Genomic DNA, 17,792 nt, shown 5'->3' with positions numbered 1-17,792 from the left:
CGCGCTGGGGCAGGCTCGGCTCCCGTGTGGCTCGACCGGGCCGCCGCCTCCCGTCCATGTTCCCACTCGCCTCGGCCGCGCCGCCGTTCCTGCAAGAGATTGTCATCCTGATCGCCGCGGGCGCGGTGATGGCCTACGTGGGCCATCGCTTCAGGCTGGTGCCCATCGTCGGCTTCCTCCTCGCGGGCGCGCTGATTGGACCCAACTCCCTGGCCCTGGTGAAGGACCTGGAGCTGGTGAACTCCGCCGCTGAACTCGGCGTCATCCTCCTGCTGTTCAGCATCGGCCTGGAGTTCAGCCTGGAGAAGCTGGCCCGGCTCAAGCTGCTCCTCTTCGGCGGCGGAGGGCTCCAGGTGGGGCTGGCGTCCGTGGGGATGATGGGCTTGCTCATGCTGTTCGGCGTGGCGTGGCGGCCCGCGCTGTTCACCGGCTTCCTGGTCGCGCTGTCCTCCACCGCCATCGTCCTCAAGCTGCTCGGAGACCGGGGAGGGACCTCGTCCGACGTGGGGCAGGTGTCCCTGGGGCTGCTCATCTTCCAGGACCTCGCCGTGGTGATGATGGTGCTGCTCGTCCCCATCCTGGCGGGGAAGGGCGACTCACCGCTCCACTTCGTGTGGGCCTTCGCCAAGGCGCTCGGCATCATCGTCGCGGTGCTGGTGGTGGCGCGGCGGCTGATGCCCCGGCTGCTGGAGGTGGTGGCGCGCACGTGCTCACCGGAGCTGTTCCTGCTCACCGTCATCGCGGTCTGCTTCGGCACGGCGTTCCTGACCAGCCTCGCGGGCGTGAGTGTGTCCCTGGGCGCCTTCCTCGCGGGACTGGTCGTCAGCGAGAGCCGCTTCAGCGAACACGCCTTCGGAGAAATCCTCCCGCTCCAGATTCTCTTCAGCGCGACGTTCTTCGTCTCCGTCGGCATGTTGCTGGACGTGGGCTTCCTCGTGGCGCACCTGCCCGTGGTGTTGCTGGCCATCGTCGCGGTGCTCGTCGTGAAGGCCGTGACGACGGCCATCAGCGTGCTGGCGCTCGGCTATCGCCCGCCGGTGGCGGTGGAGAGCGCGCTGCTCCTGGCTCAGGTGGGGGAGTTCTCCTTCGTGCTGGAGCGCAGCGGCCGGCGCCTGGGGTTGTTTCCCGCGGGCCTCCCCGAGGGCTCCCAGGCGTTCATCGCGGCCACGGTGATGTTGATGGTGCTCACGCCGCTGCTGTCCCGGCTGGGCATCTGGGCGGGTGGACGCCTTACCCGCCGAGGTCACAACGCGATGGCGCAGGAGGGCCCTTCCACGGACGAGTCCGAAGCCCTCGCGGCCGAGTCCTTCGCCCGCTTCGAGAACCACGTCATCGTCGCCGGCTACGGAGATGGCGCGCGCCGACTCACGCGCGTGCTGCGCGGCTCGGGCATTCCGTTCCTGGTGGCCACCTTGAGTCCCCAGGGCGCGAATGAAGCGGAGGCCGAGGGCATGGCGGTGCTTCGCGGCGACTATGCGCGTCAGCGCACGCTGCGCGTGGCGGGCGTCCAGCGCGCGAAGCTGTTGATGGTCGTCGACGACGAGGTCGCCATGGCCCACCGCGTGGTGGCGGTGGCGCGGATGGAGAATCCGACGCTGCGACTGGTGGCTCGCGTGCGCACGGTCGCGGACGTGGAGCCGATGAACGAGGCAGGCGCGGACGTCGTCGTGTGCGAGGAGCTGGAGAGCCTGGTCGCGGTGCTGACCTCTCTCCTCGAGGACTATCAACAGTCCCCCGAGGAGATCGAGGACCATGAGGACGCCGTGCGGCGCTCCGGCTACGCGGCGCTGCGACTGGCGGGCTCGCTGGAGAAGCCGTTGCTCGTCTGCGCCTTGGAAGAAGACTGCCTGGGCTCTCGCCGCGTGACGGTCCGCCCGGGTGCGCCCATTGTCGGACAGACGGTGGAGGCGCTGGTCCAGCGAGCCGGTGGGGCACTCAAGGTCCTGGAGCTGCGAAGGGAAGGGGTGCCGCTGTCGCGGGTGGAGCCGCACACGCGGTTCGAGGTCGGTGACGAACTCGTCCTCAAGGGCTCGGTCACGGCCTTCGAGCGCGGCGCGGAGTTGTTCCGCTCACCGCCTCCCGAAGGACTCGAGGTGGAGGCCGGGCCACCGGAGAGCGTCGCACCGCGCACGGCGGCGGAGCTCATCGACACGCAGGCCACCATCGAGTTCCATCCGAGCGCGGGCACGGGACCTTGTGCCCACCTGGACCAGCTCCGTCCCGTGCGGCCCCGGACGCGGGGGTGCGAGGAGTGTCTCAAGCTCCATGACACCTGGGTTCACCTGCGGCTGTGCATGACGTGCGGCCATGTGGGCTGCTGCGACGACTCCAAGAACAAGCACGCGACGGGGCACTTCCACGAGACGACCCATCCCCTCATCCGTTCGCTGGAGCCCGGTGAGAGCTGGGGCTGGTGCTATCTCGACGAGGTCCAGCTCGAAAGCGAGCCCGCGCCGGCAGGGAAGTGAGCGCCGCGCGGCTCCAGGCTCAGAGCGGCCTCACGTGCTCGGCGAGTCGCCCCGTGGCGATGAGCTCCTGGAGTTCGTCTCCCATCCGCTCGCTCTCGGAGACCACCTGGTTCCAGGCGCGGATTCGCGCGGTGTCGGTCATCCGCTCGAAGTCGACGCGGTCCGGAATCTTTCCACCGGGCAGCCTCGCCACCAGCTCGGGGGACGGGGAGATGAGCAGGGCCCTGCGGAAGTTCTCCGGCCGCGCCCGTCGCCAGCGCAGGGCCTTGTCGAACCAGCCGGGCACCACATACGGATAGAAGTGCGGGTACAGCACCAGTCCCTCACCAGGACCGAAGTCCAGGTCCAGGTGGTAGTCGATGACGCCACCATCCCGGTACACCCCTGGATGCGCACCGGGGATGCGCACGCCACTGAGCACCAATGGAATCGAGCCCGAGGCGATGAGCGCCGGCTTCAGGTTCTCCGCCGTCAGGGGCAGGTGGACGGACGGCAAATCCTTCTGTCCCGCGAAGGGCGTCGTGTCGCCGGCTGTGTCGAAGATGACGCGGCGCAAGTGGAGGCTCAGGCTCTTGCGGCTCACCACATTGCCCATCGCGCACAGCGCCAGGCCCAGGAGTTGGACGCGCGGATGCTCGACACCCAGGGGACCTCGACACAGCGCCGTGACGATGTGCAGCCGCGCCCACGGATGGTGGAGGATCTCCTTCAGGCCATCATCTCCCAGGAGCGCATCGAGGATGCGCTCGCTCGTCTCGCTCACCAGGGAGGGCGAAGGCTTGGGCGGATAGCGCTGGTCGATGTACGCCGCCTCGAAGCGCCGCAGCGCGGACACCGGGTCGTTCTGGGCCAGACACGCCAGTCGCCAACTGCCGATGGAGCTGCCAATCAAGTGCAGGGGGCGGGTGCGTCCCTTGAAGAGTTCGCCGAACAGGGCGCGGTCCAGCCCGGCCAGCACCAACCACTTGGGGCCACCGGAGGCTCCAGGCACCACATCCACGTCGTCACCGCGCAGCCCCCGCGCACGCAGCAGCCGCAGCGCGTCAGGTCCCGCCAGAAGCGTCAGATTCGAGGCCATGTCGGGGTTGCACCGTAACAGGAGCGGGTGGGTTGCGCGGGACTTCCGTGCTCGGGCGCGCATGGCTTGCGACAATCCATGCGCCACTGCTGTACTGCGCGCGCCCCCATGAAAAAGCCCACGCCTTCCGGACATCGCTCCTGGGAAATGAGCCGGCGCGCCTTCCTCGGTGGCTCGGCCGCTGTCACGGCCCTGGCCACGGTGGACGCCACCGCGAACCCGCGGGGGCTCGCTGCGCCTTCCTCCAGTCCGTTCGAACTGGAGGAGGCCACCATCGTCGACCTCCAGGCCGGCCTGCGCGAAGGGAAGTACACCGCGCACGGCCTCACGGAGCGCTACCTGGCGCGCATCGCGGCCATGGACCGCACCGGCTCGCTGCCGCTCCTGTCCGTCATCGAGCTGAATCCCGACGCGCTCGCCATCGCCCAAGCGTTGGACCTGGAGCGCAAGGAGAAGGGCGCTCGCGGTCCGCTGCATGGCATCCCCGTGCTCATCAAGGACAACATCGCGACGGCGGATCGGATGCAGACCACCGCGGGCTCGCTCGCGCTCGTCGGCGCCGTGCCCTCGCGAGATGCGTTCGTCGTCGAGCGCCTGCGCGCCGCGGGCGCTGTCATCCTCGGCAAGACAAACCTCAGCGAGTGGGCCAACTTCCGCTCCACGCGCTCCGCCAGCGGCTGGAGTGGACGCGGCGGCCAGTGCCGCAATCCGTATGCGCTGGACAGGTCGCCTTCGGGCTCCAGCTCGGGCTCGGGCGCCGCGACGGCCGCGAACCTCTGTGTCGTGTCCGTGGGCACGGAGACGGATGGCTCCATCGTGTCGCCCGCCGCGGCGTGCTCGCTCGTGGGACTCAAGCCGACGGTGGGGCTCGTCAGCCGCTCGGGAATCATCCCCATCTCTCACAGTCAGGACACCGCGGGCCCGATGACGCGCACGGTGGCGGATGCCGCCGCGCTGCTCACCGTGCTCGCCGGCGTCGACGCCTCCGACGTGGCGACCGCCGCGAGCCAGGGCCGCACGGGACTGGATTACACGAAGTTCCTCGACGCCGACGGGCTGAAGGGCGCGCGCATCGGCGTCCCGCGCGAGCGCTTCTTCGGCTACCACGCCGCCACCGACGCGCTGGTGGAGCAGGCCCTGGAGGTCATGAAGTCGAAGGGCGCCATCCTCGTCGACCCGGCCTCCATCCCCAACGCGGCGAAGCTGGACGAGCCCGAGTTCGAGGTGCTGCTCCACGAGTTCAAGGCGGGCGTGGAGTCGTGGCTCGCGAGCCTGGGCGGCACGACGAAGCTGCGCACCATCGCGGACCTCATCCGCTTCAACGAGGAGCACCAGGACTCGGAGATGCCGTACTTCGGGCAGGAGTTGCTGCGTCAGGCGCAGGCCCGCGGACCGCTCTCCGATGCGAAGTACCTCAAGGCCCTGGCCTCCAGTCGCAGGCTGTCACGCGCGCAGGGCATCGACGAGGTGATGCGCAAGCACCAACTGGACGCGCTCGTCGCGCCCACGCAGGCGCCTCCAGGGCTCATCGACCTGGTGAACGGTGACCACTGGCTGGGCAGCAGCTCCACCCCCGCCGCTGTCTCCGGCTACGCCACCCTCACCGTGCCCGCGGGCTACGTGCGCGGGCTGCCCGTGGGGCTGTCGTTCATCGGTCGCGCATGGAGCGAGCCCACGTTGCTCAAGCTCGCCCATGCCTACGAACAGGCCACGCGGCACCGACGTCCGCCTGGCTTCGTTCCCACCGCGGACCTGCGCCTCGTCGCCGGGCGCTGAGTCCTCGCCACGCTCAGGGCGACGCCGCCCAGGGAAGCGTCGCCTGCATCACCGCCTCGTGCAGCGCGGCCGTGCGCAGATGGCTGAAGCGCTGGTAGTCCGGATCATTCACCATCTGCAGGAACGCCGCGCGGCTCGGGTAGCGCACCAGCATCACCGCGTCCCAGGTCTGCCCGGGCTCCGCCACCAGCGCGGTGGAGCCGTCGCCCGCGTAGAGGGGCTGCGCGCCTGCCTTGATCATGAACGGCATGATGGCGTTCGCATACTCCGCGAACGAGGCCCGTCCCCCCTCCTTGAACCGCACCAGGTTCATCATCACCAGCGGCCCCCCGGGGTCTTCCTGGATGAAGCGCTGAACGTCGGTGCCCTGCGGATCGACAGCCACGGTGCCTCCTGAAAATCGAATCGGTCCGCCCCCCATCGAGACGGCGTGTCATTGTCGCTCAGTCTCACCGTACGGTGAACCCGGAACAGGACAGACCCGGGAGCCCCAGAAACTGGGGCCCACGCCACCCACGGCGAGCGCGCCACGGAAGCCAGGCTCCGTCTCGACGCGCCCGCCGCCCGCCTCACGTGGGATGCCGAAGCGATTCAGGCCCGCCGTGTCGGGTCCATCCGGAGGGCTCCACGCGGGCCGTTGAAGGCTCGTTCAGGTGTTTCCGGTGTCGGTGCGCTCGCGCTGAGCATCCAGGTAGGCGGCGAAGCCCGCCTTGGACTGGATGCGGAAGGGCGGCAGTCGCGCGAGTGCGTCGGGCGCGAAGACGTATTGCTCGCAGACGAGGCTCGCGCGCTGCGAGTCGTCCCGCGCGCCGAGGAAGGGCTGCACCTCGTGCTGGAGATGTCCCTGGAAGTGCACCAGCAGCCCGGGCCGTGGCCGCACCTCGCCCACGTCGCGATTGTCATGCAACAGGCGAAGCGCGCCGCCGCGCGCGCCCTCGGGCATCTGGAGATACAGGACGCTCACGTGTCGAGGCGTGGCGTCCGGGACGCCGCTGGGCCCCTGCAACGTCGCGTCGATGTGTCGGCCCACGCCCTTGCCCGCGTCGAGCAACAGCAGGTTCAGATAGAACGCGTTGGGTGCTGGCTGGCGCGAGCCGAACAGCCGCTCCCTCCACGGCCTCAAGCCGCGCGCGCTCTCCGGCGCCAGCACCCGCGCGAGATACGCGCGCAGGAACGGAAAGCGAGCCTCCAGGGTGCTCCTTCCTTCATGTGTGAAGATGAAGGCGAAGCCCCGACTCGCCTGGAACGTGCCCATCAGCGGGCTGCGGGCCACGAAGCGAGAGCCCAGCAGTGCGTCTCGCAGGGACTCCAGCTCCACGGGGGGGAGGGCTTGACGGTGGGTGATGTAGGGGCGCACGACAAAAGGCGGGGATTGCGAGGGATGAGACGAAGAAGTGCTTTTACAGCCTACCTTTTAGGTTCCAGAATTGCCGTGTCTCACTCCCCCCGCGCAAGGTCCCCCCCTGCATGAGCCAGCAACCTCGTCCCGTCAACGCCGCCCCCGCCGCCCCCAGCTCACCTCCGCCCGCTGTCGTGATGACCCAGATGGTCTACGGCTTCTGGGTCTCTCGCAGCCTGCAGATCATGGCGGAGCTGGGTATCGCGGACACCATCGGTGATGAGCCGAAGAGCGTGGAGGAGCTCGCGCAGGCGAGCGGCACCCATGCTCCGGCGTTGAGACGCATGCTCCGACTCCTGACCGGCCTGGGGGTGCTGGTCAAGGACGAGCAGAGCCAGCGTTTCGGCCTCACGGAGCTGGGCAGGATGCTTCAGAAGGACAGCCCGGGCTCGGTGTATGGCTCACTGCGCGCGCACGGCCACCTGTTGTCCTGGCAGGCGTGGGGAGACCTGGTGTCGTCGCTGAAGACGGGGCAACCCTCCGTGGAGAAGTTCATGGGGGACAGCTTCTTTGGCTACATGTCCAAGCACCCCGAGGACGCGGCCATCTTCAACGGCAGCATGGCCGCGTATCAGAGTCTCAACGCTCCGGCGGTGGTGGGCGCGTATGACTTCTCCACCGCGAAGTCCGTGGTGGACGTGGGCGGTGGAACGGGCACGCTGCTGGCGCACATCCTCCAGTCCCATCCGAACCTCCGGGGCGCGCTCTTCGAACTGCCGCACGTCAAGGCGGAGGCCACCGCGCGCCTGTCGAACCTGGGCATGGCGTCGCGCAGCGAGGTGCTGGAGGGCAACTTCTTCGAGAAGATTCCGTCGGGTTACGACATCTACATCCTGTCGCAGATCCTCCACGACTGGGACGACGAGCGCAGCCTGAAGATCCTCACCAACGTGCGCGAGGCGATGCATCCGGGCGCGAAGTTGCTCATCGTGGAGACGGTGCTGCCGGGCGACAACGTGTCGCACTTCGGAAACCTCTACGACATGGCCATGCTCGTGCTGGTGGGCGGCCAGGAGCGCACGGGGACGGAGTACACCGCGCTGTTGGAGAAGGCCGGGCTGCGCATCCAACGCGTGCTGCCGACGTACATGCCGCCCAGCGTGGTGGAGGTCGTCCCCGCCTGAGTCGGGCATTCCCTCGGCCCGGCGTCGCAGCTCACGCCGGGCCCGTGCTCCCATGTCCGGGTGGGGGTGGACCCCGGACGCCCGTCGCGGCCCTCCAGGAGTCGTGAAGCCGGGGGCTGCTTGACGATGCGGGCTTCGCTCGGAGGCTCGGCGAGCGTCCGTCCAGGAAATCGACGGGGGCGGTTTTCGGAGGGAATCAGGCTCGATTAGAGTCCCGGGCGACGATGACGCCCTTCTTCGACGCCATCCTCGCGTTCCCGACCGCGATCTTCACCACCGCCATGGGCGTGGTGCTCACATATTGGCTGTTCGTCATCATCGGGGCAGTGGGTATCGACCTGCTCGATGGCGGCCACGTCGACTTCGAATCGGGTGGAAAGGCACTGGGTGCGGCGTTCGAGGGCGGGGGCAAGGCCCTGGCCGGGACGCTGGAAGGTGGAGCGAAGGCGGCGGGCGAGGCCCTCCAGGGCGGCGGCAAGGCGATGGGCGCCCACGACCACGACGCGCACGTGGACGGCGGCATCCTCTCCACGCTGGGTTTCGCGGGCATCCCGCTCACGGTGTCCGTGAGCCTCGTCTCGTTCTTCTCGTGGTTCCTGTCGCTCGTGGCGACCCCGCCCGCGCACGCGGCGCTCGGAGGCGTGCTGCCCTCGTGGTTGATCAGCAGCGCGGTGGGGCTCTTGTGCTTCGTCGCGGGGCTGGTGATTTCGGGCATCGCCGTGCGGCCGCTCAAGCCCGTCTTCGTGGCGCGCAAGGCGCCCGGGCGTGACTCGCTGATGGGCCGGGTCTGCACCATCTCCAGCGGCGGTGTCACGGACCGCAACGGCCACGCGACGTTCGAGGACGGCGAGGCGGGCTTCATCTTGAACGTGGTCTGCTCGAAGAAGAACGGGCTCAAGCGGGGAGATCCCGCGCTGGTGCTGTCGTACGACGCCCAGCGGGATGTCTACGAGGTGGAGCCCGTGGACTGGCTGTTGCCGGAAGAGATGGATCAGCTTCGCGACCCCGCTCGGGCCGCGGCGCTGGCCCGCGCGCGAGCGCGTACATGACTTGAGTCGAGGCGCGGTCCGCTCAGGGGGGCGGACCGTGTGTGGATTCGACGCCAGAGGGCTTTCGCGGGGGATCTCTGGCGCCTGATACAAGGCCCGCTGTCAATACTTCACAGGAAAAAGGCCATGGATCCCATCACCTTGGTAGCCGCCGTCGGCGGAGGCGTCATCCTCCTCACGGGCATCGTCCTCACCATCGTTCGCCTGTACCGGCAGGTGGATCAGGGCAAGGTGCTCATCGTCAACACGCTGAAGACCGAGCCGCTCGTGACCTTCACCGGCGCGGTGGTCTTCCCCATCATCAACCGGGCCGAGGTGATGGACATCGCGCTGAAGACGGTGGAGATCGACCGTCGCGGCAAGGAAGGCCTCATCTGCCAGGACAACATCCGGGCGGACATCAAGGTCACCTTCTTCGTGCGCGTGAACAAGACGCGTGAGGACGTGCTCAAGGTCGCCCAGTCCATCGGCTGCGTGCGCGCCAGCGACCAGGAGACGCTCGAGAAGCTCTTCGAGGCCAAGTTCTCCGAAGCCCTCAAGACGGTGGGCAAGAACTTCAACTTCGTGGACCTCTACACCAAGCGCGCGGAGATCAAGGACAACGTGGTGGAGGTGATTGGCCGGGACCTCAACGGCTACATGCTGGAGGACTGCGCCATCGACTATCTGGAGCAGACCCCGGTGGAGATGCTCGACAAGGACAACATCCTCGACGCCGAGGGCATCCGGAAGATCACCAAGCTGACCACCGAGCAGAACATCGTCACCAACGAGCTGCGCCAGACGGAGCGCCAGGCGGTGACGAAGCGCAACGTGGAAGCCGACCAGAGCATCTTCGAGCTGGAGCGTCAGCGTGAAGAGGCCTCCGCGAAGCAGCGGCGCGCCATCGAGACGGTGCAGGCCGAGGAGTCCGCGGAGACCGAGCGCGTGAAGCAGGAGCAGTACTCCAAGGCGCAGCTCGCCCGCATCAAGGCGGAGCAGGAGATCCTCGTCCAGGAGCAGAACAAGTCGCGCGACGTGGAAGTGGCCCAGAAGCACCGCGAGCGCGAAGTGGGAGTCGAGGCGGAGAACGTGGAGCGCGCCCGCTCGCTGGCGGCCATCAGCCGGGAGCGTGAGACGGAGCTGGAGCGCATCGACAAGGAGAAGGCGCTCGAGGAGCAGAAGAAGAACATCGCCGACGTGGTGCGCGCCCGCATCGCCGTGGAGAAGACGGTGGCGCAGGAGGAGGAGCGCATCAAGGACCTGCGCGTGGAGTCCGACGCCCTTCGCAAGAAGCAGGCGATCATCATCAACGCCGAGGCCCAGGCACAGGAGAAGACCGTCAAGGACGTGAACGCCGCCAAGGCCAACAGCGAGATGGCGGTGTTCATGGCGAAGGAGAAGCTCACCCTCGCCGAGGCGGACCTCGAGGCCGCCGACAAGACGGCGAAGGCGAAGATGCGCCTGGCCGACGGCATCCAGGCCGAGTCCGCCGCCGAGGGCCTGGCGGGCATCCGTGTGAAGGAAGCGGACGCCGCGGCCACGGAGAAGCTGGGCATGGCGCAGGTGCGCGTGAAGGAGGCGGAGGCCGGCGCGATCGAGAAGCAGGGCCATGCGCAGGCGCAGGTCGTCCGTGAGCGGCTGCTGGCGGAGGCCGCGGGTGAGCAGGAGAAGGGCATCGCCCGGGCTCGCGTGCAGGAGGCCGAGGCGGTGGCCATCCACAAGCGCGGCGAGGCGGAGGCGTTCGCCACGAAGGAGATGCAGCTCGCCGAGGCCTCGTCCATCCAGGAGAAGCTGTTCGCCGAGGCCCGGGGCCTCGCGGAGAAGGCGGCGTCCATGAAGTTGATGGACGGCGTGGGCCGCGAGCACGAGGAGTTCCGCCTCAAGCTCAACAAGGAGCGCGACATCGAGCTGGAGACGATCCGCGTGCGCAAGGACATCGCCCATGCCCAGGCCGAGGTGCTGGCCAAGGCGTTCGCCAACGCGAAGTTCAACATCGTCGGTGGCGACGGCCAGTTCTTCGAGCGCTTCGTCAAGGCGGTGTCGTTCGGCACCGCGGTGGACGGCGCGTTGGACCACGGCGAGGCCCTGAAGACGGCGCTGGGGGGCTACCTCAATGGCCAGAAGGACCTGCCGGCGGACCTCAAGGAGATCCTCTCCAAGCCGGGTCTGAGCAATGACGCGCAGAACCTGGCGGTGGCGGCGCTGCTGCACCGCATGACGCCCGGCCCCACGGACCCGGCGGCGAACCTGAAGGCGCTCCTGGGCGCCGAGGGCAAGCCGGCTGCCTCCGACAAGCAGGGCTGATTCGGGCAGCAGAAGGGTCCGCCCTCGCCGAGCGCGAGGGCGGGCATGGCGTCACGACGACCTCGCCCCCAAGCCTTCCGGGGTGGCGTCCCTCCCATCCGGGTGGGACGGGGGTGGGGTCCCCGCGAAACTTTCCGGTGAGCACTCATGGCAACTGACGGTGGCAAGGGCGCGGCGCCCACGGGCGAGGCGGCGCTAGAGGGGGGCAGCTACGAGGTCATCCGGACGCGCCTGCTGGCACAGGCGGACGTGCTGGGCGCGAAGGCGAACGACCTCAATGCGCGGCGCAAGGCGTTCTTCGGCGGCTCGGAGCTGGCGGTCACAGGCAACGAGCGGGTGCGCACCGAGAACAACTGCGTGGCGCGCGACATCGTCAGCGTCGGCAAGTACCTGCTCTTTGGCTACAACGTCTTCATCGGGTTGAAGAAGGAGACGTCCGTCGCGGATGTCTTCTCGCTGCACCGGTTCGAGAAGACGGCCGACGGGTTTGATTTGTCCGCCGTGCCGCACACGGAAGCCGGCGGGTTCCTGGCCGACCCGCGCTTCGTCAAGGACTTCAGCGAGCTGTACCGGTACTACAAGGACGCGAAGCTCCTGCAGTTGAGGCGCAAGGACGCGCGGCTCCTGGCCATCTTCCAGACGGGCCAGACGGCGCGAGACCTCAAGGTGTTCCGCTTCAACCTGGACACCGAGGGCCGCGCCACCTACCTGGACAACCAGGGCGAGAAGGACCACGTCTTCCCCCCGTCCCACGACTTCGAGTGGACGGTGGCCACGCGCGAGAACTACGTGCTGGGCCAGCACCCGCACGTCAACGTGTTGGATCAGGTGTTCGTGGAGACGGTGAAGGGCGACCTCACCGTCAAGGTGGAGAACAACACCTCGTCCGGCCTGGGCATCTACAGCGAGCCGGTGGAGGACGCGAACCAGTCGTTGGACGACGCGCGGTTCGCCTGGGCCCGGGTGGGAACGCTCATCCTCATCCGGGTGCTGCCCTTCCGCGAGAAGGCCTGGCGCTACCTGGTGTTCAACTCGCGCACGCAGCACGTGGTGCGAATCGACGCTATCGGCCAGGCCTGCATCCGGCTGCCCGAGGACCAGGGCATCATCTTCCCCGGGGGCTATTACCTCCAGACGGGCGACTACAAGGTCTTCGACGGTGACGCCACCGGCTCGGGGATGGAGTTCAAGCACGTCATCCGCTCACCCAACGGCGAAGACGTCCTCTACATCTTCCACCAGCGCGAGGAGGGCCGGTACCTGCTCTTCCCGTACAACCTGGTGCGCAAGGAGGTGCAGAACCCGCTGGTGTGCAATGGCTACAGCCTCTTCGCGGACGGCGGGCTGGTGGTTTTCCGCGAGACGTCGCAGGAGCCCACGCGGGTTCACCCGATGCAGGTGTGGCAGACGCCCTTCGTGTCGGACGAGCACGCGGCGGCGGCACCCACGGCGCCCGGCTATCTGGGCAAGGTGGGCAACGCGGAGCTGGTGCGAGGCATCTCCGACTCGCTGACGCTCCAGCGCATCGCGAAGACGGACAAGCCCAACCGCCGCACGTACGAGGACCTGGTCGCCGCCGCCACGCGCGCGCTGGATGCGTACTACTGGCTGGGCCACGCGGAGACGGGCCTGCAGGAGCCCGTGGAGCTGTTGCGCCGCACGTCCGAGCTCATCATCGATGAGTTCGAGAAGGTGCTCGCCCTCCAGAAGCGCGCGTCCGAGTCGCTGGCCGAGGCGGAGAAGGCGCAGACGAAGTTGCTGGGACGCGTGCAGCCGGAGCTGCTCACCTCGGCCGAGGAGTTCATGCACGTGCTGGCGGAGTTGCGTCAGCAGCGCGGGCACCTCATCACGCTGAAGGACATCCGCTACATGGACCTGGGGCGCGTGGATGCCCTGGAGAAGGCGGTGGTGGAGGCGTCCGACAACACCAGCTCCGGCTGCGTGGACTTCCTCCAGAAGGGCGAGGCGCTTCAGCCCCTGGCCGCGCGCCTGGACGAACTGCTCGCGAAGCTGGAGCCGGTGAAGACGACGGTGGAGCTGGCGCCGCTGGGCGAGGACATCGAGAAGACGGCCCAGGGCCTCACGGTGCTGGGTGAAGTCGTGGGTGGGCTCCAGGTGGGAGACCCGCTGGCCCGCGCCCGCATCCTGGAGGGCATCTCCGAGCTGTTCGGCCGGCTCAACCGCGTGCGCGCGAGCCTCGCGGCCAAGCGCAAGGAGCTGTCCAGCCGGGAGAAGCGCGCGGAGTTCGGCGCCCAGTTCAAGCTGCTGGGGCAGGCCATCGAGAACGCGCTGGCCCAGGCGGACCTGCCGGAGAAGTGCGACGAGGGGCTGTCGCGTCTCACGGTGCAGTTGGAGGAGCTGGAAGGGCGCTTCGGTGAGTTCGACGAGTTCCTGGGGCAGATCACCCAGAAGCGCGAGGAGCTGCTGGAGGCGTTCGGCGCTCGCAAGCAGACGCTGGTGGATGAGCGGCAGCGCCGGGCCCAGAGCCTCTTCGGCGCCGCGGAGCGAATCCTCCAGGGCGTGCAGCGCCGCTCCAAGTCGTTCAAGTCGGACGACGAGCTCAACGGGTACTTCGCCACCGACGCGATGATCCTCAAGCTGCGGCAGCTCTCCGAGCAGCTCCTGGGACTCCAGGACAGCGTGCGCTCGGACGAGGTGCTGTCGCGGCTCAAGTCCTCCAAGCAGGACGCGCTGCGGGCCCTGCGCGACAAGCAGGACCTGTTCGCGGACGGCGATTCGCTCATCAAGCTGGGCACCTACCGCTTCAACGTCAACACGCAGCCGTTGGACCTGACGTTGGTTCCGAGAGACGGCGCGCTCTATCTCCAGCTCACCGGCTCCGACTACGCGCAGAAGTTGGAAGACCCGGAGCTGCTCAAGCACCAGGGCCTCTGGGAGCAGCACCTGGTCTCCGAGACGCGGGACGTGTACCGCGTGGAGTACCTGGCCTCGTGCATCCTCACCGACGCGGAGGACGGCAAGGGTGGACTGACGCTGTCCGCGCTCCATGAGGCGGTGATCGCCGGCACGCTGCTGGAGCGGGTGCGCACCTACGCGGCGGACCGCTTCGATGAAGGCTACGAGCGCGGCGTGCATGACGTTGACGCGGCGGCGGTGCTGGAGAAGCTGCTGACGCTGCACCAGGGCGCGGGCCTCTTGCGCTTCGCGCCGGTGCCTCGCGCGTGGGCCTCGCTGTACTGGGCCTTCGACTCCGACGAGGGCGCGCGGACGCTGTTGCACCGTCGTGCGCGGAGCCTCGCTCGGCTGCGTCAGACGTTCTCCTCAGTCGGAAGCCTGTCCGAGCTGGGGCTCGCGTTGGGGGAGGCCGTGGAGGCGTTCCTCAAGGCACAGGGGTTGGAGCACTCGCCGGCGGAGGCTCGTCAGGCCGGGCGCTATCTGGTGGAGGAGCTGGCGGTGGACCGGCCCCGCTTCACCACGAGCGGCGAGGCGGTGGTGCTGCGCGACGCGTTCCTGGCGCAGTTGGAGCGCCAGGGGACCCGGACCGCCTTCGAGGAGGACCTGCGCGGACTGGAGAAGGACCTGTCCTCGCGGCTGCTCATCGCCAAGGCGTGGGTGGAGGCGTATCTGGCCCAGCGCGAAGGCGGCCCCGGTGACGCGGGCTACTTCGCATTGGAGACGGCGGTGCTGCTGCTCACCGAGCGCAAGCTGGACCGCGAGCCCGCGGGCGCGCTGACGGCGGCCGAGGTGACGGGGCTTCTGGGCAGTCACCCGCGCGTGCACGACCGGAAGCTGTCCTTGCGCCTGGACGAGTTCCTGGCGCGACTGGGCGAGTTCCGTCAGCTCCGCGTGCCGCAATACCAGACGTACCGTGGACTGCTGCGGGATTTGCTGGAGCGTGAGCGCCGCAAGCTGCGTCTGGAGGAGCTGACGCCGAAGGTGCTGTCGTCCTTCGTGCGCAACCGCCTCATCGACGAGGTGTACCTGCCGCTCATCGGCGCCAACCTCGCCAAGCAGTTGGGCGCGGCGGGCGAGGGCAAGCGCACGGACCGCATGGGCATGCTGCTGCTCATGTCGCCGCCGGGCTACGGCAAGACGACGTTGATGGAGTACGTGGCGAGCCGGCTGGGCCTCACCTTCGTCAAGGTGAACGGCCCCGCGCTGGGCCACTCGGTGAAGTCGTTGGACCCGGCGGAGGCGCCCAACGCCACGTCGCGGCAGGAGGTGGAGCGCATCAACCTGTCCTTCGAGATGGGCAACAACGTGATGCTCTACCTCGACGACATCCAGCACACGGACCCGGAGCTGCTCCAGAAGTTCATCTCGCTCTGCGACGGCCAGCGCCGCGTGGAGGGCGTGTGGAACGGCCGGACGCGGACCTATGACTTGCGCGGCAAGAAGTTCTGCGTGGTCATGGCCGGCAATCCCTACACGGAGACGGGTGAGCGCTTCCGCATTCCGGACATGCTCGCCAACCGCGCGGACACCTACAACCTGGGTGAGATTCTCGACGGCAAGGAGCACCTGTTCGCGCTGAGCTACCTGGAGAACGCGCTGACCTCCAACCCGGTGACGGCGCCGCTGGCCACTCGCGACGCGGCGGACACGCACCGACTGCTTCGCATGGCGCAGGGCGAGGAGGTGCCCGCGGGCGAGCTGAAGCACGGCTACGCGGCGGCGGAGCTGCAGGAGATCATCGCCATCTTCCAGCGGATGTTCCGGGTGCAGTCGGTGCTGCTGAAGGTGAACATGCAGTACATCGCCTCGGCGGCGCAGGACGAGCGCTTCCGCGCGGAGCCCGCCTTCAAGCTCCAGGGCTCCTACCGCAACATGAACAAGCTGTCGGAGAAGCTGGTCGCGGCCATGACGGACGCGGAGCTGGAGCGGCTCGTCGACGACCACTACCAGGGCGAATCCCAGACGCTCACCACGGCGGCGGAGCAGAACCTGCTCAAGCTGGCGGAGATGCGTGGCCGCCTGACGCCGGAGAAGGCGAAGCGGTGGGAGGACATCAAGCAGGGCTTCGCGCGCGTCAAGCGCATGGGGGGCAAGGAGGACGACCCCGTGGCGCGCGTCACCGGTCAGCTCAGTGGAATCGAAGAGCAGCTCGGCGCGGTGCGCGACGCGGTGGCGAACGCGGCCACCCAGGTGCAGCAGGCCTCCGCGGACCGGAACGAGGACCCGACGGCCGAGGCGCTGCCCTACCTGGAGGCCCTGCGCGACGCCGTGCTGGAAGTGGCGAAGGTGGGGCGCGAGGCGAAGGACAGTCCTCTGCCGGTGGCCGCGCCTGCGCCGGCGACGGACCTGGCGCCATACCTCAAGCACATGGCGCAGCTCCTCAAGGCGCTGACCGAACGGGTGGCGACGTCCGCCCAGGCGCCCGTGGTGCAGCAGGCCCCGGCCCAGGACTTCGGGCCGTACATGGAGCAGCTCTCCAGGGCGCTCTCCGCGCTCGCGGACCGGCCGGTGAACGTGTCCGCGCAGATGCCCGCGGAGGCGCTCCAGCGGGCCGCCGTGGCAGGGCCGTCTCCGGCGGAGCTGAGCCGGCAGATAGAGCTGGTGGAGGGCGTGCTGCTGCCCCTGGAGAGGGCCTCCCGTCGCGCCGTGCAGGGCGAGGGTGAGAACGTCAAGTCGCTCCAGGTCTGGCAGAACGTCACCGAGGCGCTGGAGCTGCTGCGCTCCATGCTGCGTCGGTAGTCGCTCGGAGCTTTCGCGGCCGGGGCTCGATGGTGTGTCGAGCCTCGGCCGGTGCGAAAGCGGCCCCGCGTCAGCGGAACTGGGCGGAGCCCTCGAAGGTGTCGTTGTCCAGCACGCGGGGCAGGGTGTCCTCCACCTGCTCGCCGGTGGTCGACGTCACGCGCACGGTGAAGGAGCCTTCGCCCATGCCGTCGCCGTTGACGAAGTAGTTGTAGTCCTCGCGCGGGACGTCCTTCCACGCGCCGTCGCCACGACGCCACTCCAGCTTGGAGATGGGCACGCGGTGGTTGCGCACCTGGATGGCGGTCCACCACGGGTTGCTGCCGTTCTTGAAGTGGTACTCCAGGCCGCCGGCCACGTCGCAGGAGACCACCTTCCAGGTGATGTCCACGCGGCCCAGCCGCATCTCGGCGATCTTCGCGAAGGCCTCGCGGCTCAGGTCCAGGTGGCCGGCCTCGCACTCCGGGCACCTGTCCACGATTCGCACCCGCACGTTGCCGCTCGGCCCCTGGACGTCCACGCACTGGCCACATGCGGCGCTGCTCGCGTACTGCGGGGTGTTCATCGCCGCGACCATCAAGTCGTCCGGGCTGGCGTCGTAGCTGCAGTTCCCCTCGCCCGTGGCGTTGTAGTACGTGGCGATGCCCTTCTGCTCCTCGCCCAGGGGGACCCCTCCTCCGCTGGGGTCATCACCGCATCCTCCGCACGCGAGGAAGAGGGTGGCCATGGGAACGAGCAGGGGGCGGGAGGGCAGGTGGGATGGGCGCATACGGCCCGAAGGATACCGCAACGTGTCCGCGCCGTGCCCTCCCCACGCTCACGGAAATGTCGGTGCAATGACTTGCGGGGCTGTTGGCGTGTCGCCGCTTTCAAACGAACAAGGGGGTCGTCACGTCATGAGATTCTTCCGACGCGCTGTCTGTCTTTGTGTGGCGGTGGTCCTCTACATCGCCACGT

General features: G+C 68.5%; 10 protein-coding genes. 6 read left to right on the top strand and 4 right to left on the bottom strand.

From position 1 onward, the window contains the following. The first annotated feature begins 56 nt into the window (after positions 1-56). On the top strand, positions 57-2,468 hold the full coding sequence (locus HUA75_RS47170) for a cation:proton antiporter (protein ID WP_217446408.1): 2,412 nt from the start codon (positions 57-59) through the stop codon (positions 2,466-2,468). 19 nt (positions 2,469-2,487) lie between these two features. On the opposite strand, the gene HUA75_RS34785 is transcribed toward HUA75_RS47170, so the two are convergent. Then, on the bottom strand, positions 2,488-3,546 hold the full coding sequence (locus HUA75_RS34785) for a patatin-like phospholipase family protein (protein ID WP_141646335.1): 1,059 nt from the start codon (positions 3,544-3,546) through the stop codon (positions 2,488-2,490). A gap of 108 nt (positions 3,547-3,654) precedes the next feature. On the opposite strand from HUA75_RS34785, the gene HUA75_RS34780 reads away from it, so the two are divergent. Beyond that, entirely contained in the window at positions 3,655-5,322 is a 1,668-nt protein-coding gene (locus HUA75_RS34780; protein WP_174488823.1) for an amidase, read from the top strand. Between the two features lie 13 nt (positions 5,323-5,335). Here the strand turns inward: HUA75_RS34780 and HUA75_RS34775 are convergent, their stop codons facing one another. Both HUA75_RS34775 and HUA75_RS34770 read right to left on the bottom strand, forming a co-directional pair. Then, a complete protein-coding gene (locus HUA75_RS34775; RefSeq protein ID WP_174488822.1) occupies positions 5,336-5,707 on the bottom strand; it encodes a DUF1330 domain-containing protein in 372 nt (123 codons plus the stop codon). Between the two features lie 264 nt (positions 5,708-5,971). Beyond that, positions 5,972-6,679, bottom strand: a complete 708-nt coding sequence (locus HUA75_RS34770; RefSeq protein ID WP_174488821.1) for a 2OG-Fe(II) oxygenase — start codon at positions 6,677-6,679, stop codon at positions 5,972-5,974. A 110-nt stretch (positions 6,680-6,789) separates the two neighbouring features. Here HUA75_RS34770 and HUA75_RS34765 point away from each other — a divergent pair, with 110 nt between their 5' ends. The 4 genes from HUA75_RS34765 (at position 6,790) to HUA75_RS34750 (ending at position 16,835) form a co-directional block, all read left to right on the top strand. Further along, positions 6,790-7,845 (top strand): acetylserotonin O-methyltransferase, encoded by a 1,056-nt coding sequence (locus tag HUA75_RS34765; RefSeq protein WP_254627908.1) that lies wholly within the window; start codon positions 6,790-6,792, stop codon positions 7,843-7,845. Between the two features lie 224 nt (positions 7,846-8,069). Next, positions 8,070-8,894 carry a hypothetical protein gene (locus HUA75_RS34760; RefSeq protein ID WP_141647543.1) on the top strand — a complete coding sequence of 275 codons (825 nt, stop codon included), beginning with the start codon at positions 8,070-8,072 and terminating at the stop codon, positions 8,892-8,894. 126 nt (positions 8,895-9,020) lie between these two features. Continuing rightward, the gene (locus HUA75_RS34755; RefSeq protein ID WP_141647542.1) at positions 9,021-11,180 is read left to right on the top strand and encodes a flotillin family protein; all 2,160 of its coding nucleotides are present in this window, start codon (positions 9,021-9,023) and stop codon (positions 11,178-11,180) included. Between the two features lie 147 nt (positions 11,181-11,327). Next, positions 11,328-16,835: a DNA repair ATPase gene (locus HUA75_RS34750; RefSeq protein WP_174488820.1), complete on the top strand. Its 5,508-nt coding sequence runs from the start codon at positions 11,328-11,330 to the stop codon at positions 16,833-16,835. A gap of 70 nt (positions 16,836-16,905) precedes the next feature. Here the strand turns inward: HUA75_RS34750 and HUA75_RS34745 are convergent, their stop codons facing one another. Then, a complete protein-coding gene (locus tag HUA75_RS34745) occupies positions 16,906-17,604 on the bottom strand; it encodes an expansin EXLX1 family cellulose-binding protein (RefSeq protein WP_174488819.1) in 699 nt (232 codons plus the stop codon). Positions 17,605-17,792: the final 188 nt, after the last annotated feature.

The organism is Myxococcus sp. CA040A, from assembly GCF_013336725.1.
Taxonomy (GTDB): domain Bacteria; phylum Myxococcota; class Myxococcia; order Myxococcales; family Myxococcaceae; genus Myxococcus; species Myxococcus llanfairpwllgwyngyllgogerychwyrndrobwllllantysiliogogogochensis.
The sequence above is the reverse complement of the archived record's forward strand: the minus strand, read 5'-3'. Positions and strand labels throughout refer to the sequence as shown.